This window comes from Gelidibacter algens, assembly GCF_001678675.1.
Taxonomy (GTDB): Bacteria; Bacteroidota; Bacteroidia; order Flavobacteriales; family Flavobacteriaceae; genus Gelidibacter; species Gelidibacter algens.
In genome coordinates this window covers 37,799-58,229 of sequence record NZ_LZRN01000007.1, presented here as the reverse complement: position 1 = coordinate 58,229, position 20,431 = coordinate 37,799, and the positions used below count along the sequence as shown (strand labels likewise).

Annotated in this window: 20 protein-coding genes; 15 read left to right on the top strand and 5 right to left on the bottom strand. The window is 37.4% G+C overall.

What is annotated here, in order from left to right; all coding sequences use genetic code 11:
• Window positions 1-280: 280 nt before the first annotated feature.
• From A9996_RS04870 to A9996_RS20440, 14 genes are all read left to right on the top strand, one after another.
• Window positions 281-1,216, top strand: coding sequence for a bifunctional riboflavin kinase/FAD synthetase (locus A9996_RS04870; protein ID WP_066431656.1), 936 nt, complete (start codon window positions 281-283; stop codon window positions 1,214-1,216).
• Window positions 1,209-2,537, top strand: a complete 1,329-nt coding sequence (locus tag A9996_RS04865; protein ID WP_066431653.1) for an HTTM domain-containing protein — start codon at window positions 1,209-1,211, stop codon at window positions 2,535-2,537. Before A9996_RS04870 ends, A9996_RS04865 begins: the two co-directional genes overlap by 8 nt.
• Before the next feature lie 114 nt (window positions 2,538-2,651).
• On the top strand, window positions 2,652-3,923 hold the full coding sequence (serS, locus tag A9996_RS04860) for a serine--tRNA ligase (RefSeq protein WP_066431649.1): 1,272 nt from the start codon (window positions 2,652-2,654) through the stop codon (window positions 3,921-3,923).
• Between the two features lie 385 nt (window positions 3,924-4,308).
• Window positions 4,309-6,093, top strand: coding sequence for a tetratricopeptide repeat protein (locus A9996_RS04855; protein ID WP_066431645.1), 1,785 nt, complete (start codon window positions 4,309-4,311; stop codon window positions 6,091-6,093).
• 208 nt (window positions 6,094-6,301) lie between these two features.
• Window positions 6,302-6,625, top strand: coding sequence for a DUF4286 family protein (locus tag A9996_RS04850; RefSeq protein WP_066431643.1), 324 nt, complete (start codon window positions 6,302-6,304; stop codon window positions 6,623-6,625).
• Between the two features lie 151 nt (window positions 6,626-6,776).
• Window positions 6,777-7,568, top strand: coding sequence for a 16S rRNA (adenine(1518)-N(6)/adenine(1519)-N(6))-dimethyltransferase RsmA (rsmA, locus tag A9996_RS04845; RefSeq protein WP_066431641.1), 792 nt, complete (start codon window positions 6,777-6,779; stop codon window positions 7,566-7,568).
• An 11-nt stretch (window positions 7,569-7,579) separates the two neighbouring features.
• Entirely contained in the window at window positions 7,580-8,953 is a 1,374-nt protein-coding gene (gene mgtE / locus A9996_RS04840) for a magnesium transporter (RefSeq protein ID WP_083993847.1), read from the top strand.
• Window positions 8,954-9,330: 377 nt separating this feature from the next.
• Window positions 9,331-9,696: a cupin domain-containing protein gene (locus A9996_RS04835; RefSeq protein ID WP_066431638.1), complete on the top strand. Its 366-nt coding sequence runs from the start codon at window positions 9,331-9,333 to the stop codon at window positions 9,694-9,696.
• Window positions 9,697-9,804: 108 nt separating this feature from the next.
• Entirely contained in the window at window positions 9,805-10,740 is a 936-nt protein-coding gene (locus tag A9996_RS04830) for a 2-hydroxyacid dehydrogenase (RefSeq protein WP_066431636.1), read from the top strand.
• Between the two features lie 9 nt (window positions 10,741-10,749).
• On the top strand, window positions 10,750-11,160 hold the full coding sequence (locus tag A9996_RS20805) for a response regulator transcription factor (RefSeq protein ID WP_066431633.1): 411 nt from the start codon (window positions 10,750-10,752) through the stop codon (window positions 11,158-11,160).
• A 111-nt stretch (window positions 11,161-11,271) separates the two neighbouring features.
• Window positions 11,272-11,736 carry a DUF4199 domain-containing protein gene (locus A9996_RS04820; protein WP_066431630.1) on the top strand — a complete coding sequence of 155 codons (465 nt, stop codon included), beginning with the start codon at window positions 11,272-11,274 and terminating at the stop codon, window positions 11,734-11,736.
• A gap of 5 nt (window positions 11,737-11,741) precedes the next feature.
• Window positions 11,742-12,200 (top strand): DUF1801 domain-containing protein, encoded by a 459-nt coding sequence (locus A9996_RS04815; protein ID WP_066431627.1) that lies wholly within the window; start codon window positions 11,742-11,744, stop codon window positions 12,198-12,200.
• A gap of 142 nt (window positions 12,201-12,342) precedes the next feature.
• A complete protein-coding gene (locus A9996_RS04810) occupies window positions 12,343-12,729 on the top strand; it encodes a VOC family protein (RefSeq protein ID WP_066431625.1) in 387 nt (128 codons plus the stop codon).
• A gap of 52 nt (window positions 12,730-12,781) precedes the next feature.
• On the top strand, window positions 12,782-13,237 hold the full coding sequence (locus tag A9996_RS20440; RefSeq protein ID WP_083993853.1) for a hypothetical protein: 456 nt from the start codon (window positions 12,782-12,784) through the stop codon (window positions 13,235-13,237).
• Between the two features lie 223 nt (window positions 13,238-13,460).
• Here the strand turns inward: A9996_RS20440 and A9996_RS04800 are convergent, their stop codons facing one another.
• The 3 genes from A9996_RS04800 to A9996_RS04790 form a co-directional block, all read right to left on the bottom strand.
• Window positions 13,461-15,299 carry a GNAT family N-acyltransferase gene (locus A9996_RS04800; RefSeq protein WP_066431623.1) on the bottom strand — a complete coding sequence of 613 codons (1,839 nt, stop codon included), beginning with the start codon at window positions 15,297-15,299 and terminating at the stop codon, window positions 13,461-13,463.
• Window positions 15,300-15,387: 88 nt separating this feature from the next.
• Window positions 15,388-16,647, bottom strand: a complete 1,260-nt coding sequence (locus A9996_RS04795) for an aspartate kinase (protein ID WP_066431620.1) — start codon at window positions 16,645-16,647, stop codon at window positions 15,388-15,390.
• A complete protein-coding gene (locus A9996_RS04790; RefSeq protein ID WP_066431617.1) occupies window positions 16,634-17,128 on the bottom strand; it encodes a GNAT family N-acetyltransferase in 495 nt (164 codons plus the stop codon). The genes A9996_RS04795 and A9996_RS04790 overlap by 14 nt, the downstream gene beginning before the upstream one ends.
• 122 nt (window positions 17,129-17,250) lie before the next feature.
• On the opposite strand from A9996_RS04790, the gene fbp reads away from it, so the two are divergent.
• Window positions 17,251-18,255, top strand: a complete 1,005-nt coding sequence (gene fbp / locus A9996_RS04785; protein ID WP_066431615.1) for a class 1 fructose-bisphosphatase — start codon at window positions 17,251-17,253, stop codon at window positions 18,253-18,255.
• Between the two features lie 363 nt (window positions 18,256-18,618).
• On the opposite strand, the gene A9996_RS04780 is transcribed toward fbp, so the two are convergent.
• Together A9996_RS04780 and A9996_RS04775 are read right to left on the bottom strand one after the other, a co-directional pair.
• The gene (locus A9996_RS04780) at window positions 18,619-19,752 is read right to left on the bottom strand and encodes an ATP-binding protein (protein WP_066431612.1); all 1,134 of its coding nucleotides are present in this window, start codon (window positions 19,750-19,752) and stop codon (window positions 18,619-18,621) included.
• Between the two features lie 247 nt (window positions 19,753-19,999).
• Entirely contained in the window at window positions 20,000-20,389 is a 390-nt protein-coding gene (locus A9996_RS04775; protein WP_066431609.1) for a four helix bundle protein, read from the bottom strand.
• Between the last annotated feature and the right edge of the window lie 42 nt (window positions 20,390-20,431).

The window sequence follows — 20,431 nt, the reverse complement described above, 5'->3', positions numbered from 1 at the left end:
GTTCTTTAAATTAAAAACACAAATGCTTGCTTTGCTTATTGTGCATTCAAGCAACGGAATTAATTACACTTTTTTAAAACCATTAGAAGACATTCGATTTCATGTGCTGTTTAAATTCAAAACTTATGGATTGCCTCAGATTAATGACGCAAATCGGGAAACATTCAGTTCAAAACAGCCGTAATTTTATGGCAAGTACAAATTATCTCATATCAAGATCCAAATAGGCAACAGTTATTTTTTTTAAACCCTTAAATAGTTATTTTTACAAAAAAATCACTTGAAGGTAATAACAGCAACAGATCATTCCATTCCAAAAACACCATCAGTTGTTACCATTGGTACTTTTGATGGGGTGCATATTGGCCATCAAAAAATTATCAAGAAACTCACCAAAAAGGCTGCTGACAAAAATCTGATCTCTGTTGTGCTTACCTTTTTCCCACATCCGCGGATGGTGTTACAGCAAAACTCAAATATTAAATTGTTGAATACCATTGCTGAACGCAAGGAAATCTTGGCCGCATTGGGATTGAATTTTATATATGTACAAGAATTTACAACCGATTTTGCGAACCTCACGGCACGTGAGTTTGTAAAAACCATTTTAGTGGACCAACTCAAAGCCAAATACGTGATCATAGGATACGACCATCATTTTGGCAAAAACAGAGCTGCCAATATTGATGATTTGAGAGCTTTTGGAATTGAGTTTGATTTTGAGGTTGAAGAAATTTCTGCCCAAGATGTAGAGGATGTTGCCGTCAGTTCCACCAAAATAAGAAATGCCCTCAAGTCTGGCGACATCCAAACAGCTACGGCATTTTTAGGGTACAATTACTACATTAATGGCACTGTGGTGAAAGGAAAAGGTTTTGGTAAAAAAATGGAATTCCCTACCGCCAATATCCAGGTTGATGAAGTTTATAAGCTGATTCCTAAAAACGGTGTTTATGTGGTGTCTTCAATGTATAAAGGCAAAGTTATTTACGGCATGATGAATATTGGTATGAATCCAACATTTGAAGCCGATAAAAAAACCATTGAAGCCCATTTTTTCGATTTCAATCAAGACCTTTATGGTCAGGATTTAAATATTATTTTTTTGGACCGCCTTAGGGACGAACAGAAATTTGAATCGGCAGAAGCGCTTATGGCACAATTAATACACGACCGAACAAAAGCCCAACAGGTTATTGCAGCGCTCAATGCATAAACTCCTCTTTAAACATATAGATAATAGCGCACTTATTGTGTTCCGAATTATTTTTGGCTTTCTCATTTTTATGGAAAGTGTGGGTGCTATCCTAACAGGATGGATCCGTCGCACCCTTATGGAACCTCAAGTCACCTTTTCGTTTATTGGGTTTGAATGGCTGCAGCCATTACCTGGCAATGGCATGTATTTTTATTATGCTGTGATGGGAATATGTGGGCTTTTCATCATGGTAGGTTATAAGTACCGATGGAGTATGTTAGTGTTTACTTTGCTTTGGACCGGCACCTATTTAATGCAAAAATCGTCCTATAACAACCATTATTACCTTTTAATTTTGTTGAGTGCTATTATGCTGTTTCAGCCTGCTCATAAATATTTGTCGGTCGATGCGAAACTCAACCCAAAAATTAAGATGATTTCAATGCCCAATTGGTGTGCTTTTGTTTTTATCTTCCAAATGTTCATCGTTTACACATATGGCGCCATTGCCAAAATTTACCCCGATTGGTTAGATGCCTCAGTGGCCGAGATTTTAATGAAGAGCAAAAAGGATTATTTTTTGGTGGGCGAGCTACTTCAGCAAAAATGGGTACATTATTCTATTGCTTATGTTGGTATTTTATTTGATGCATTGATCATCCCATTACTGTTGTGGAAACCTACCAGAAAGTTCGCGTTTTTCGCCTCTATTTTCTTTCATTTGTTTAATTCTTTTGTGTTTCAGATTGGCATTTTCCCTTATTTATCCTTGGCTTTTGCACTTTTCTTTTTCCCAACCGCTACCATTCATCGCATCTTTTTAAGAAGAAAATCATTTTATGATCAACAGGAAGTGATCGTGCCCAAGTACCATAAACCTTTTATTGCCGTATTTGTCATTTATTTTGGTGTTCAGATAGGATTACCCTTGCGCCATTGGTTTATTAAGGATGATGTGTTATGGACAGAAGAAGGCCATCGCTTATCTTGGCGCATGATGTTGCGCGCAAAAAGCGGGTATACCACCTTTAAAGTGGTTGATGCAAAGACCAATTTGCAGATACCTTTACAGATTGAAGATTATCTGTCTAAAAAACAATTACGATCAGTAAGCACCAAACCTGATGTAATCTGGCAATTTGCACAACGTTTGAAACAAATTTTTGCCGATCAGGGCAGAGAAGTTAAAGTTTTTGTGAATGCTTCCGTGAGAGTCAATGGTGGCGAATTAAAACAGCTTATTGATCCTGAAATAGATTTAGCCAGCGTAAAATGGCATCCCTTAAAGCACAGCGATTGGCTAAGACCTTCCCAACAGGAATCTGTTCCAAAAAAATAGCTCTGAGCTTGATCGAAACGATTAAAAAAAACACAATTTTAATTAATTTCAAAGGCTGTTTAAAGCGTGCGGATGCTTAAAATTTACTTATTTTTGCCATCAAATTAAATACTCATGTTACAAGTACCATACATTAGACACAATCGAGAGAAAGTAATCGAAGGCTTGAAAAAAAGAAATCTTGACGCCACTCAAATGATTGATGAAGTCATCGCACTTGATGAAGCAAGAAGACGTTTACAAACGGAATTGGACAACATTTTGGCAGAGTCCAACAGTTTATCTAAAGAAATTGGCAACTTGTACAAATCAGGGCAAGCAGAAAAAGCAAATGCATTAAAGCAAAGAACAGGAGAGTTGAAAGAGACTTCAAAAACACTTGGAGAAGACTTTAATACTACCGTTGAGGCCTTAAACCAATTGCTCTACAAACTACCCAACGTGCCTCATGAGAGCGTGCCTTCTGGTAATACTGAAGATGACAATGAGGAAATTTACAGAAAAGGAGATATTCCCACATTGCACGCCAACGCACAGCCACATTGGGAATTGGCAAAACAATACGATATCATTGATTTTGAACTCGGCAACAAAATTACCGGAGCAGGTTTTCCTGTCTACAAAGGTAAAGGTGCCAGATTGCAGCGTGCGCTGATTGCTTATTTTTTAGACAAAAATACCGCTGCAGGCTACACAGAATACCAATTGCCACTTTTAGTAAATGAGGCTTCAGGTTTTGGTACAGGGCAATTGCCCGACAAAGAAGGACAAATGTACCATGTAACGGAAGACAACCTGTATTTGATACCCACAGCTGAAGTGCCAGGGACCAACATTTTTAGAGATGAATTGCTTAATGAATCTGATCTACCTATTGGCATTACGGGCTACACTCCATGTTTTAGGCGTGAGGCCGGAAGTTATGGCGCCCATGTAAGAGGCTTGAACCGCTTGCATCAATTTGATAAAGTAGAAATCTTACGTGTAGAACATCCTGATAATTCTTATAAAGCTTTGGATGCTATGGTTGAGCATGTTAAAGGAATTTTAAACGAACTTAAATTGCCATACCGAGTCTTGCGCTTGTGCGGTGGCGACATTGGGTTTACCTCAGCCTTGACTTATGACTTTGAAGTATTTTCGACAGCACAGGATCGGTGGTTGGAAATCTCCTCCGTTTCAAATTTTGAAACCTTTCAAGCAAACCGCTTGAAATTGCGCTTTAAAAATGCCGACGGCAAAAATGAATTGGCACATACACTCAATGGAAGTTCATTAGCCCTACCACGAGTTTTAGCCGGAATTTTAGAGAATTACCAAACGGAAGAAGGCATCAACATTCCTGAAATTCTAATACCTTATACGGGATTTGATAAAATCAATTAAGTAGGAATTATATATCATTTTTCGATAAAATGCCAAAAAAGAACGTTAATTCTAACGATTTTTTGGTCATTTCTTTTTGTTTTGTGAGATTTTTTTTCCAAGTTAGTATCCTCAACCAGAAATTCTAGCAACTATGAAAAATTTTGCACGCATTTTAATACTCGTATCATTAGTAGTATTAGCGACTAAAGTTTTGTTTTAGATAAAACACATCGCTCAAAAAATAAAAAAACACCAAACAGGATATTTGAATCATTTTATTTAATTAATGGTTAATAGCACATTTATTTTGATGGTAATGCCCAAACTAACGTTTGGGCATTTTTTATTAAAACATTCACAATACCAACGGTTTTAAGTGGTTATATTTACATAAATTAGTTTCATGAAACAGTTTTTATGCCTCATTTTATGCTTTATTGGCCTTTTTTCGTTTTCCCAAAATGATGAAGAACAATTGGCTGCAGACTATTACAAACGTGGCGAGTTCACAAAAGCACTCATCTCCTATCAAAAATTGTATGAGGAGCAACCTGATAACTACAATTACATATTCTATTTGATCAAAACCCATCAAGAATTGGAACAGTTTGACGCCGCTGAAACTCTTCTAAAATCTAAAATGACCGTTTATAGAAATCCGTCTTTCATCATTGAATTGGGCTATAATTATCAATTGCGCAATGCCATGGACAAGGCAACTGAATATTATGAAGAAGCGCTTTCAAAGTTGGAAGAACGACCAAAATATGCCGCATTAATTGCCCGGCAATTTGAACAGCATTCCTTATTGGATTACGCCATTAAATCTTATGAAAAAGGAATGGCACTCGATCCTGATCTTAATTATAATCGCGAATTGGCAAACGTTTATGGCGAACAAGGCAATATTGAATTGCTCTTTACCAACTACATGGCCTATGTGGAAGTAAGACCGGACTACTTGAATAATATCAAGTTAGAGTTCAGTGATTTTGTTTCCGAAAATAAGGATAACGAAAACAATTTACTTTTAAGAAAGCTTCTGCTCAAAAGAATCCAAACCCAACCAGACACCTATTGGTACGAGCTGCTCAGTTGGTTGTATATTCAGGAGAAAGCCTATGACAAAGCGTTCACTCAAGAAAAAGCTTTATACATGCGCCAACGTGAAAGTTTGGACCGCGTTATCGAGCTCGCTTTGACCGCTCTGAGCGAGAAGGAAGATGCCGTAGCTACAGAAATTCTTAATTATGTCTTGGAGAACACCCAAGACATTAGTACCATTCTCAGTGCAAACCAGTATCTTTTGGATATTGCTACTGTCAATGCCACCCCAAAAGACTTGCTGGCAATTGAAGAAAAATACAAGGCTCTTTTTGTAACGTATGGCGTTTCTGAACAAACTTTAGAACTCCAAACAGCGTATGGCAATTTTATGGCATTCAAATTAAACAGACCTGAAGAAGCCAGTAATTTTTTAAAGGAAAGCTTAAAACTCAACATCTCCTCAATCCAAGAAGCTACTGTTAAAATGAAATTGGGTGATATTTTGGTGTTTCAAGAAAAATTTAATGAAGGCTTGATCTATTACACACAAATCCAGGCCAATTCAAAAAATAGTACCATTGCCCAAGAAGCCCGTTTTAAAGTTGCCAAAGCAAGTTATTACAGAGGGGATTTTGACTGGGCGGAATCACAACTTAAGGTATTAAAATCTTCCACCTCACAACTTATCGCCAATGATGCATTGGATTTAAAACTTCTTATTTCTGACAATAAATATGAAGATTCGCTTCATGTGGCCTTAAAACTATATGCTAAAGCCGATTTGATGGCGTTTCAAAACAAAACTGATGAAGCCATTTCATTACTAGGTCAAATACTGATTGAGCACAAAGGCGAAAGCATTGAAGACAAAACGCTCTTTAGACAGGCGCAACTATTTGAGCAAAAAAAATACTATGAAAAAGCCATTGCAAACTATCAAAATATTATCACTTATTACAGCGATGGCATTTTAGCAGATGATGCTTATTACTATTTGGCAGAATTGTATAATACTGTCCTCAATGAGCCCGAAAAAGCGAAAGCTTTATACGAGAAAATCATCTTCAACCATCAAGACAGTATTTATTTTGTAGAAGCCCGGAAGCAGTTTAGGATGTTGCGAGGGGATGCGATTAATTAAATTCCAATGATGAAATTTCAAATTCCATTATTTTTGTTACAGAACTTAAGTTGATCTACTAAAAATTCCTCGAATTCTTTGATTACAGTCAAGAACTTCTGTTATTTGCAAAACATATTTAATCCATTATTCAATGTACAAATCCCAAATTCCAATACATCATATTGAGAATTGGAATTTGGCACTTTGAATTTGAAAACTCAATACTATGATCATATACAATGTTACCTCAAATATAGATGACAGCATTCACGACAAGTGGCTTGCCTGGATCAAAGAACATATTCCGCATGTCTTGGCAACAGGCCATTTTACGGAAGCAAAATTGTCCAAAGTATTGGTTGAAGAACAAGGCGGAGCTGTGACCTATTCTGTCCAGTACAGAGCCAAATCCCGTGAAGCACTTGAAAGCTACTATAGAGACGATGCCGATAAATTGCGTGATGAAGCCATAAAACTATTTGGTGATAAAGTATTGGCATTCCGCACTGAATTGGAAGTTATTGATGAGTATAGCGTAAGAATTGATTAATTAAGGAAAAAGATACGTTAGCTTCTTCATTCTTTAACTCAGCTTTGACCTATTCACACTGCGAGAAAAAGAAACAAACTTAAGTTCTCCAATAAAATTCTCACTAACTTCGTACTTCTAACTTCAAGCTTCGTGCTTCTAGCCTCCAACTATGTCCAAAGATCATCACGTCAGAGCAAAAAAAAATCTTGGTCAGCATTTCCTGACTGATGAAAGCATTGCTGAAAAAATTGCCGATTCCCTTTCCTACAAAGGTTATGACCACGTCTTGGAAATTGGCCCTGGCATGGGTGTTTTGACAAAATATCTACTTGAAAAAGATGTTACGATACATGTGATTGAGATTGACACAGAATCTGTATCTTATCTTAAAAACAACTATCTTAACCTTGCCGACCGGATCATTGAAAAAGACTTTTTAAAGTACAATCTAAAAGAGGTTTTTGAAGAGCAACCTTTTGCAGTCATCGGGAATTTCCCTTACAATATTTCGTCGCAAATTCTGTTCAAAACGTTGGAGATGCGCGATCAAATTCCGGAGTTTTCAGGCATGTTCCAAAAAGAAGTGGCCTTGCGTATCTGTTCCAAGGAAGGCAGCAAGGTCTATGGCATACTTTCGGTATTGACCCAGGCTTTTTACAACGCCACCTATTTGTTTACCGTGCCGCCATCGGTGTTCAATCCACCACCAAAGGTAGATTCTGGGGTGTTATTTTTGACCCGAAAAGAAAACTACATCCTCCCATGTGATGAAAAGCTTTTTTTTAGAGTCGTTAAAACAGGATTTCAACAACGCCGTAAAACCCTTCGCAACAGTTTAAAAACATTTGATTTATCTGATAATTTAAAATCTAATCTTATCTTTGACCAACGTCCTGAACAATTGAGCGTAGAGCAGTTTATCACGCTTACGCAACTCATAGAAAACGACATTAATTCTTAATATCAAATCATTTGGCTGAAGAAAGAGAGAACATACAATTTGAGCTTACTGACGAACTCATTGAACAAGTCCAGCACCTCATCAAACTTAGAGATGACGAGGAACTGCACAAGTTTTTTAGTGAAATCCATTATGCTGATATTGCTGAAATTCTGGATGAAGTTGATCTGGAAGAGGCTATGTATGTGATCAAGCTCTTAGATTCTGAAACCACCTCAGAGGTCTTGATGGAGTTGGATGAGGACAATCGTGAAAAAGTATTGCGCAACCTGTCATCCAAGGAAATTGCAGAAGAAGTTGAAGCCTTAGACACAGATGATGCTGCAGATATTATTGCCGAACTTTCAGAAGAACGCCAGCGCGAGGTCATCCAGCACATTGAAGATGAAGATCACAAGGCTGAGATTACTGAATTATTGGCGTATGATGAGGATACTGCCGGCGGACTAATGGCCAAAGAGTTGGTTAAGGTTTATGAAAATTGGACCGTTGCAGGTTGTTTGCGACGCATTAGAGGCCAGGCTAAAGAGGTAACCAGAGTACACTCCATTTATGTGGTCAATAGACAAAACAAACTTATTGGTCGTTTGTCTCTTAAGGATTTGATCGTTGCAAAAAGCGATGAGAAAATTGCTGATATCTACATCAAAAGTGTTGATTATGTAAAAGTTGACGAAGACCCAGAGGAAGTAGCAAAGGTCATGGCAAAATATGACCTGGAAGCCATACCTGTAGTTGATGATGATATGGTATTGTTGGGACGTATTACTATTGATGACATTATTGATGTTTTAAGGGAAGAAGCCGATAAAGATTATCAGTTGGCAGCTGGTATTACCGGAGATGTGGAAGCCGATGATAGCATCTGGCAACTTACCAAGGCACGCTTACCATGGCTACTTATTGGGATGTTTGGCGGTATTGGCGCCGCAAGTATTATCAGTGGTTTTAGCGATGCCATGTTAAAATTTCCTGCCCTATTATTATTTATCCCGCTAGTGCAGGCAACGGCAGGAAACGTTGGGGTGCAATCTTCAGCCATTGTGGTGCAAGGTTTAGCAAATGGCACTATTGATGGCAATATTTTAGGACGCCTGTTTAAAGAAATGATCTTAGGTTTGGTTAACGGACTCGCTATAGCAGTTGTGGTCTTATTTATTAGCCATTTCGGATTTCACACCACGTATTATGAATCGTTGACCATTTGCGTGGCTTTAGTAGCCGTCATTATTATGTCTGCATTAATTGGCACGTTCATTCCTATTTTCTTGGATAAACGGGGCATTGATGCCGCTGTTGCCACAGGACCCTTTATTACCACGAGTAATGATATTTTTGGGATTCTCACCTATTTTCTGATTGCCAAATTGATTTTAGGGTTTTAGTTTTTCAATGTTTTGGGCGTTCCCTTTCAGGTCGCGCTTTCCATTGCAATCTTTTGCGAAAAGCAAAAGGATTTTCATTTCAATCGCTAACGCAATAGTTAACGCTAACGCAAAATCCACTTTTAAAAGACAAGTCGTTGAATCCACCCAAAAAGGTTGAAATATATCTCAAAAAAACTAAAGCATACACACATCCAAATCGAAAGATTCCTTCCCCTTGTTTAAGGGAAGGTGGATTTAAGCTCAGAAAAGAGCTTAAGACGGTAGGGTTGTAAATCACAAATCCAACCAAAAAACAAAACACCTCAACCTCTCAGGTTTTGAAAATCTGAGAGGTCTGAAAAATCGTATGATAATTAACATATCAGGAAGTGACCATGAAACCCATCAACATCAACGAGAAATTTTCAAAATTTGAAAAAAATTGGCATCCACATCAAATTGCCATTGTAGACAACATGCAAGTTCTTTTAGCCAAACTAAAAGGTGAATTTGTATGGCACAGCCATGAGAATGAAGACGAATTGTTCCAAGTCATCAAAGGCACCTTGTATATGCAGTTCAGAGACAGAACTGAAGTGATTAAGGAAGGTGAACTCATTGTCGTTCCAAAAGGTGTAGAACACAATCCAATGACCAAAAACGATGAAGAAGTGCACGTGCTTCTTTTTGAAAAACTAAGTACCGCACATACAGGCAATGTTCAGCATGAAAAAACGCAAACTGAGTATCCAAAAATATAAATAGTGCATCCCCTTTTCTTCTTTCCAATTACAAGAAATCGCGTTGATTTTCCTAAATTTGAAGCTATAACTAATACAACCAGATTCCTGTTTCCGCAGGAAATTGCCATGAAAATCCTCCACCTCGATACCAATCATCCTTTACTCATCAATCAGCTCAAAGCCTTGGGGTTTGAAAATGATGAAGATTATACCTCTTCAAAAGCAGCTATTGAAGCTAAAATTCAGGACTATGATGGCCTAATTATCAGAAGCCGTTTTAGCATTGACCACACTTTTTTGGATGCTGCCAAAAATCTTAAATTCATAGGACGTGTGGGTGCAGGATTGGAAAATATTGATGGCGATTATGCACAGCAAAAAGGTATTCATCTCATTGCAGCGCCAGAAGGCAATAGCAACGCCGTTGGAGAACATGCGTTGGGGATGCTCCTCTCCTTATTCAACAACCTCAATAAAGCCGATCAAGAAGTGCGCACTGGCAAATGGGTTCGGGAAGCCAATAGAGGTTTGGAATTGGACGGGAAAACCGTTGGTATTATTGGCTATGGACATATGGGGAAAGCCTTCGCCAAAAAGCTTCGCGGATTTGAAGTAGAGGTAGTATGTTATGACATCAAAGCCAATGTTGGCGATGGCAACGCTAAACAAGTAACCCTTGAAGAATTTCAGGAAAAAGTAGAGGTCGTGAGTTTGCATACGCCTCAAACTCCCAAGACTTTAGGAATGATTAACGCCAATTTTATTAAGGCTTTCAAAAAACCATTTTGGCTCATTAACACCGCCCGTGGGAAAAGTGTGGTCACCAAAGATTTGGTTGCAGCCTTAAAATCAGGCAAAATTCTTGGAGCGGGTTTGGATGTTTTGGAATATGAAAAATCGTCTTTTGAAGATCTGTTTACTTCAGAAATGCCAGAAGCCTTTCAATATCTCATCAAAGCTGAAAATGTGCTCCTGAGTCCTCATGTTGCGGGCTGGACGGTTGAAAGCAAAGTGAAATTGGCGCAAACTATTGTAGATAAAATACAAGCAAAATTTTGCTAACTTTCATTCATGAAGAAAACCATTCTGATTTTCGCTGCATTGATTTTAGCTTTAGTGCTCCTATTTCAATTGAGCACCTATGCTATCATTTCTGGAAATTTAGAGATTGAAATTACAATTGCCATTATTGCCATAGTGTTTTTCTTTATCGGCATAATGCTGCATAAAAAAAGTCTTCTTAAACAAGAGCGACCATCATCAGAAATCGATTCTAAAAAAATCACAGATTTAGAAATCAGTAATCGCGAATATGAAGTGTTGCAACAAATTGCCATAGGTTTATCTAATAAAGAAATTGCCGAAAAATTATTTGTTTCAGAAAGCACCATCAAAACCCATGTTTCTAATTTGCTTATAAAACTCAATGCCAAACGTCGCACCCAAGCCGTTCAAAGAGCAAAAGACTTTCAAATACTATAACAATGACTATTTTTAGACTATAGCAGGAAGGGATTGGTACTTTAGTATGAGTCCATTTTCTTCTATATGCTTTAGTTTTGACAACTCATTTAACGTAACAAGTTTTCTACCATGAAAAGCACAGTTTTAAAATATGGAATTTACGGATTACTGACGGGAGTTGTTATTTTTACATTACACCTCATTTTGGGAGTTGACAAATTAGAGTCTTCCACCAATGAAATTTTGGGCTATGTTTCCATATTCTTATCCTTGTCGTTTGTCTATTTTGGCATTAAGCATTACAGAGATCGTGTCAATAATGGGATAATTTCCATTGGAAAAGCACTCGCCATTGGTGTCCTCATTTCTATATTGGTTGGTGTTGGTGTGGCCGTTGCCGATTTTGTCTACACAAAATTTATTAACCCTTCCTTTTTTGATAATTATGAACAAATGCTTAGAGACCAAGGGAGAGCGGACGAGATTATAAAAATGACAAGTACCACGGCCGCGTTGTTTATGCTTGTGCTTGTTACAGTAATTGGATTTATAATGTCCTTGATTTCAGGGTTAATTTTACAACGTAAAAACTAAATAGCATGCCTTACAAAGCAATTTCACCAAAAGATTATATTGACCAAGTGCCAGAAGAACGCAGAAGCACTTTAAAAAAATTGAGCAAAATCATTAAGGACAACTTACCCAAAGGTTTTGAAGAAGGCATTCAATATGGCATGATTAGTTATTATGTACCGCTTAGCATTTATCCAGGCGGCTATCATTGCAACACATCTGAACCCTTGCCATTTATGAGCTTTGCCTCACAAAAAAATTCAATCAATTTATATCATAGCGGTATATATGCCGCACCAGAAATACACGATTGGTTTGTTACAGAATATCCCAAATATTCCAAACGCAAATTAGATATGGGCAAAAGCTGTATTCGATTTAAGAACCTGGAGGATATTCCTTTTGAACTGATTGGAAAACTCGCATCGAAAATGTCAGTTGAAGAGTGGATTGCTGTGTATGAAAAAAATGTGAAGAGTAGGTAAAATTATCGCCACATATTCACGAATGATGGTCTGGAAATGTCAATGAAATACAGTGGTGTATTCGTGGCAAAAACACACTAGTTCAATAAGATTTCCTAACGATAGCTATTGAATCTCGGGAATATAAAAAATAGAAGAGCTCATGAAAAAAAGAGTAACTGGTATTGGAGGCTTGTTCTTTAAGAGCAAAGACACAAACGCTTCAAAAGCGTGGTACAAGAAACACCTAGGATTCAATACTGATGATTATGGCTGTACTTTTTGGTGGAAAGATAAGGAAGGCAACGATTGTTCTACGCAATGGAGTCCCTTCCCTCAGGAGACTACCTATTTTGAGCCTTCAAAAAATGAGTTCATGTTTAATTATCGTGTAGAAAACCTAGAAGCATTACTTGTCATTTTAAAGGAAGAGGGCGTCACCATAATTGGAGAAATGCAAACATATGAATATGGCAAATTTGGTTGGATCTTGGACAATGACGGTCATAAAATTGAACTATGGGAACCAGTCGATAAAGCTTTTTTGTAAACCGATGTGTTTTTTTGCTACCTTTAAAGTTCTAACTCTTAAAACTTTACAAATGGCTAACGATCAAAATTTAGGAAACGACCTCAACGATATGTTGGACGATAAAAACGACAATAAAAGAGAATTCACGGATGATACAAGACAGCGAGCAAATGAGTTCTCTGAGGACACTAGACACAGTGCCAATGATTTTGAAAACGATGTAAACGATGCTTCTAAAGACGGCAAAAATATTGCCCTAATTGCCCATATTACCTTAATTGGCTGGATTGTTGCCCTGGTGATGAACAACAACGCAAAAAGTGAATTTGGTTCCTTTTACATTAGACAAATGCTAGGGCTAATGCTCTGCGGTATTTTATTGAGCTTTATTCCTTTTGTGGGCTGGATTCTCAACTTGGGTATTTTTGTGCTTTGGATCATGAGCTTGATTGGTGCCGTTGGAGGTGAAAAAAAATTGACCCCTGTTTTGGGGACCTATTTTCAGGACTGGTTTAAATCACTTTAAACATTGTTAATTAAAGAGCCAAACCGGTATAGGTTTGGCTTTTTTCTATAAATGCTGATGTAATGTGTAATTTTCGTCAGTAGTAATATAAAAATATTTTATTTAGAAATAAAGGTAATGAGTCAATCCATGAAAAATTATTGAATTGAAAATCAAAAAACGATTCTTTTTCCCTAATGTAAATTAAGATTAAGTATTAAGCCTACACACTCAAAAATTCATCTCAGTTTTCAGAAGTATCCCCATTCTCTGCAAACTTACGCTCCATTTCGGCTTGAAATTCTTCCATCACAGGTTTGACGGTGCTTTCTGGTAAGTCGGCTATTCTGATGTACATTAATCCATCTACAGCGTTGTTGAATAACGGATCCACGTTAAACGCCACCACTTTTGCATTTTGTTTGATGTATTTTTTGATAAGCACTGGCAAACGTAAAGTTCCTGGTTCAAGCTCATCAATTATTTTGTCAAATTTTACCAAATCGGCTGCGGTTTCATCAAAGACAAAATCCTTATCGGCATCTTTTAATTTCACCTTAAATTCCTTTTTAGGATGCACGTATTGGGCAATATAAGGATCATAATAGTTTGATTTCATGAACTCTATCATGAGCGATTTTGAAAAATTGGTAAACTTATCGCTAATGGTCACACCACCAATTAAATACTTGTGCTCCGGATAGCGCAAGGTGGTGTGCACAATGCCCTTCCATAAGAGGAATAATGGCATTGGTTTAAGTTGGTAGTCTTTAATGATGAAGGCGCGCCCCATTTCAATAGATTCGCTCATCATTTTATAAAGTTCGGGTTCAAAACGAAACAGATCTTGAAGATAAAACCCGTCAATACCGTACTTCGCAAATATTTTTGACCCCAAGCCCATGCGGTATGCACCCGCTAATTTATTGGCGTCTTTATCCCACAAAAACATGTGATGGTAATAGTTATCAAACGGATCTAAATCAATGGATTGATTGGTCCCTTCGCCAACTTCTCTAAAGGTAATTTCGCGCAAGCGTCCAATCTCTCGCAGAATATTGGGAATGTTTTTTGAATCGGTTAAAAAGACTTCGTAATTTTTACTTTCCAAAAGTCGGCCATCATTGTTGCGTAAATAATCCACCTCCTTTTTCATACTATCCACACTAACTGGCGTGACAATATTTTTAATCGGTTTTGGCACTTTTAAAGTAGAGGATATGGTGCTGAGAAACTTCCCTTTTTCGTCAAAGCTATTGGCCAGCATATAGGTTTTCCTTCTTAAAAACTCAGAAAATTCTTTTAAGGTGGTGTATTCTTTCTGATCTGCTACTGCAATTGGTCTTCCAATTCGTACTTTAATGACGCGGCGCTTTTGGGTCAGCACTTCAGAAGGCAATTTAGCAGTCCTAAACGTATCACTGATTTTGGAGAGTTTATAAAAAAGCTTGCTGTTTTTGGCATGAAAATATATAGGTACCACTGGCACTTCGGCTTTCTGAACCAGCTTCATGGCAGATTCTTCCCAGGGACGGTCAATGACTAATTTCCCATCTCTGTAAGTGGAGACTTCGCCTGCTGGAAATATGCCCAACGGATGGCCGTTGCGCAAATGCAAAATGGCATTCTTAAATCCCACAACACTCGATTTGACATCTTTCCGGTCTTCAAAAGGATTGACAGGCATAATAAATGGTTTCATCGGCTCAATCCGGTGCAACAGAAAATTGCCAATGATCTTAAAATCTTCCCGTTGCTCCAGCATTAGTTTGAGCAATAAAATTCCGTCAATACCTCCAAGCGGATGGTTGGATACAGTAATGTAGGCGCCATCTTTTGGCAAACGTTTCAAATCGTCTTCGGGAATCTCAAATCGGATCTGGAAATCTCCTAAAAGAGCATCCAGAAATTCAACGTTTTTCAAGTGCTTATTCCGATTGTAGACTTTATTTAGTGTAGATATCTTAAGGACTTTCATGAGCACCCAACCGCTGAAAGTACCTAAAACGCCATACTTGTCCATATTAACGGCCTTGGCGACTTCTTTGGCACTTACTAACCCTATTTCCTCCTGCTTCGTCATGGCTACAAACCTAATCAATTTTTTTATCAAATCTCATCTGTGCTAATGCCCAGACCGAACTTTTCAAACAATGATGCTCACTGAAAAACTATTGCGTAACCATTTGAACTGTTTCTTGCGTCAACTGCTTTAACAGTATGGTTTTATCAACTTCCAATTGTGCTATAGCCTCCAAATTATAGTGCCTAATGGTGTATAAGGATACATCTTCATGGCAGGTGACCTTGAATTTTGCCTTTAAGTGTTGTAGTAAATTAGGTAAATTGTTATACACATTATCTACACATACAGAGAAACTGATAGCAGAATTTTGGATGACATCCACCTTCATTTTGTATAAATGCAATAATTTAAAAATCTCACTGATATTCTCCTCTACGATGTATGAAAAATCTAAGGACGACAAAGAAATCAGCACCTGATTTTTCTTGACTATAAAACACGGTACCAAGGGCTCAATCCCTGATCCTTTTCCTACCATAGTACCTGCCTTTTCAGGATGCTGAAATGATTTTACGAATAACGGGATTTCCTTTTGTTGTAAAGGTTGCAACGTTTTAGGGTGAATGACAGAGGCGCCATAAAATGCCAACTCAATAGCTTCACGATACGAGATTCTATTGAGCAACTGCGCATTTTCAAAATAACGTGGATCAGCATTTAGAACGCCTGGAACATCCTTCCAGATGGTTACCTGTTCTGCATTGAGGCAATACGCTAAAATGGCAGCGGTGTAATCACTACCTTCACGCCCTAAAGTGGTCGTGAAATTATTGGCATCGCTTCCCAAAAAACCTTGCGTAATATTTAAAACAGAGGTATTTAATTTAGAACTTATGGCTGCTTGGGTGGCTTCCCAATTCACATTGGCACGTCTGTAATAATTATCAGTTTTGATATACTCACGCACATCCAACCACCTATTCCTGATTCCCACCATATTGAGATATTCACTCACAATAAGCGTAGAGACCAACTCCCCATACCCAATAACCTGGTCGTACACAAAATTGTAGTCTGGCGATTTATTTCGGTCAAAAAAGCTTCGCAACTCATCAAATAGAAGGGATACTTTTTTAAAAACTGGATGTGATTCTTCTGGTCCGGTATCAAAAAGATCCAATAAAATAGCATTATGGAATTTTTTGACGTCTTGGATTGAACTTTGTAATTCACTTTTGGTATTGAAATAATTACCAACCACCGTTTCTAGGGCGTTGGTAGTTTTTCCCATGGCAGAAATAACGATTAGGGTATTGTCATAACCCACTTTATTAAGGACTGCTTCTAAGTTTTTGACACCTACAGCATCCCTAACAGACGCACCTCCAAATTTAAATACGTGCATCGTCTAATGTATCTAAATAATTTTTAATTCCGATTTCATTTAGATGCACCACATCCCAATCGCGTTTAACATCAGCACCTTTCTTTTGATAGAAGCCGATAGCTGGTTCATTCCAGTCCAAGACTTCCCAACAAATTCGTTTCACACCCAATTGGCTGCCATAACGTACAACTTCATCCAACAATGCAGATCCTAAACCACTACCACGCATTTTTTGGCTCACAATTAAATCTTCCAAATGCAACACCCTACCCTTCCATGTGGAATAACGGTTATAAACCAAGGCAATGCCTTCTACTTTTCCATCCACTTCTGCTACAAAGCACTCAAAAGCAGGATGCTTTCCAAAGCCATCATTTTGCAAATCTGAAATTGTGATTTCAACGGCATCAGGTTCTCTTTCAAAAACCGCCAATTCTCTAATTAAATCAAGTACTTGAGGCATATCTTGTACAACAGCCTTTCTTATGTTGACATCCATTTTTTAAAAAATTCTCTTCAAATATAACGCAAACTGTCAAAAATAAAGCCATTAAAGTTTAGCGAAATCGATGTAGTTTGGTAAAAAAAACGATATTTGCAAAAACAAATTTAAAACACTTCATGTTTCGCAAACATCAAACTCTAGGTGAATTTATCATTGAAAACCAAGCTGCTTTCAAATATTCATCAGGTGAACTTTCAAGCTTGATCAACTCTATAAGATTGGCAGCAAAAGTAGTAAATTACGAAGTCAATAAAGCCGGATTAGTGGACATTATTGGCTCGGCAGGAGAAATCAACATTCAGGGTGAAAGTCAGCAGAAATTAGATGTTTACGCCAATGAAAAGTTTATCCAGACCATGACCAACAGAAATATTGTGTGTGGTATTGCGAGTGAAGAAGAAGATGATTTTATATCCATAAACAGTCAGGATGAAAACAATCAGAACAAGTATGTAGTGCTTATTGATCCTTTGGACGGCTCCTCAAATATTGATGTCAATGTTTCTGTGGGGACCATATTCTCGATTTACAGACGTGTTACCCCTTTAGGAACTCCTGTAACCATTGCCGATTTTTTACAACCAGGTCACCAGCAAGTAGCTGCTGGCTATGTGGTTTATGGTACCTCAACAATGCTTGTGTACACCACTGGCGCCGGGGTCAACGGCTTTACGCTCAACCCGGCCATTGGAACGTTTTATCTCTCACATCCCAATATGCAGTTTCCTGAAGATGGCCGTATTTACTCGGTTAATGAAGGAAATTACATCCACTTTCCGCAGGGCATTAAAAATTATATCAAATATTGCCAAATGGAAGAAGGGGATAGACCTTATACGTCCCGTTATATCGGCTCTTTGGTATCTGATTTTCATAGAAATATGATTAAGGGTGGCATCTATTTATATCCCAAATGTTCTCTAGACTCTAAGGGGAAATTACGTTTGCTGTATGAGTGTAATCCCATGGCATTTTTGGCGGAACAAGCCAACGGAAAAGCAAGTGATGGCGTGCACCGTATTTTGGACCTCCAACCTACTGAATTGCATGAACGTGTGCCTTTTGTTTGCGGAAGCAAAAATATGGTTGAAAAATGCGAGGAGTTTATTAGAAATGCCTAGCGTAAAATTTCAAATATGAAGCTCCAAATTCCAAATCAATTTAGAATATCATTGTACAAATCTAAGTTCCGAAAACTTCAGGAGTGTCTGATAAAATTCCAATTGAAAAGCTCCAAATTTTAATACTTTTCGATTGCGCCGTTAGTGCTTCTTGGTGAAATTTGTGTCTACATAAAAAAATCCTGCCTCAATGCCGAATTAGTATCGGGAGAAGCAGGATGGTATTTAAATGATTAATAGCACAGTAAAAATGCTATATTTTTTTGGAACTCCTTACAAAAAACTATAATTGGTCAATAAACCTGTATGAATGGTAGTTTGCACTAAAAAATCACCCTTGCCAAATCTAAAAACGGTACTCAATTAACTGTATTTCATTTTTCTTAAAATCCGAATGGTCTCCTTGTAATTTTTATAAACGACTTCACCATACTCTTTTAAGTAAGGTTTGGCCTCATTGAGTTTATCAACGGCATCATGGAATAAATTAAAATAACAGATGAGATAGGTGGCCGGCAAGTTTTTCAGATCTTGTATTTCACTAGTATCGAGTGTCAAACCTTTTTTCAGTTTGTCTATAATAGCATTGTTGGTATTATAGATGTGGTGCAGTACTTTTTTATCAAATTGGGGCGCTTCAAAAAGCAACTCCGTTTCAATTTGATAGGTGGCATTATTGCCAAACCGTATCCGGGTTTCTTCCAACGGGTAATATTTATAAGCGTTATTCAATCCTAAACTCACATATTCTACCATATTAAAAGAGTCCTCGTCATAGCGAATTGTCACCTCATCTAAAGTAGAAAAAAAGAGTCTTACCTGTTCATTGATCAATTCAATATCTACACGACTATATAATGTTTCCTCTTGCTGGACTTTTTTCTGTCCTGCCCAACAGAGCACAAAATATTCTTTGAATACTTTATATTGGGGATGGTAATCTTTTCGCTTACTTAAAAAATCAAAAACGCCGTCGAGTGTATGTTTTATATTATTTTGAGAATGGTTCTCAATGGCCTCCACAATTTTTGAATTGACATCTCTTATTTTTACCTCAAAAACCTTGGGCATGCTCATACTGCCATCCCTAAAAAACACGGAGCCACCATAATACTTCCAAATATTTTTTCTTAGAGATGTCAAACCATCAATAGGCCTAATGGTCACCAAACCCACCACTTTGTCATCAGGTAAATGCGGAAACGGAATATTTTCATACTGCACAATTGGCGGATTGGTCAAATAGGCGTTGATGAGATTTTGAATTTTACTATCATCAAAAAAATCGACACCTTTAATGCTATTGTCATCGTCTTCTACCCCAATAACAATATAAGAATTGTTCTTCGGGTTACTATTTGCCAACGCACAAACATGCTTTAAAAATTTGGCTTTCCCCTCTTTTTCCCCAATATCAATCTGACGCTTTTTGTCATAAAAGCTGTTCTCATCATTGTGAGCTAAAAGGTTTTTTATGAGGAGGCGTTTGTTGATCAATTGGATGTAATTATTTATTATTTATTGCTATTTTTTATTCTTACTCTTGTGGGCAATGACTATTATTTATTGATATTGATTATTCTTACTCTCGTGGGTATTGACTATTATTTAACGATATTGTTTATTCTTAATCTTGTGACTATTGACTATTAATTATTGATATTGTTTATTATTATTCTCTCCTTTTACTATTATTTATTAGTGGTATTTATTTTTGATCCTACGATCTGGCGCAATTTTAAATTTAATCAAATTTCGAACCTCTGCGCTCCGATTTTTTGAGGTAATTGATAAATTTTGAAAGTTGATCAATAAGATTTTGAGCTTTGATATTGAGGGAATGATATGTTTCTTCAGAAATATGCGCTCTCCTGTAAGCACGTAAAAGTTGAGCCTTTGACTCGGTACAGGACCCTCTTGAAAATCCTAAAAACATAATGAACTCTTTATTTCCACCTCTTCCAAAACCTTCTGCAATGTTATCCATTATGGACCCTGAAGAACCATTAATCTGTTCTCTTAACTTATAATCCTTCTGTAGGGGTGTAGTGCACATTATAAGCCAAATGGCATCACAAAACAGTGTTGCTTCCTTATAAACCACCAAATCTTCAAATGAACTAAAGTGTGCCATAATGGTCCAATTATTAATAAAAATTCACACTAGATAATATCC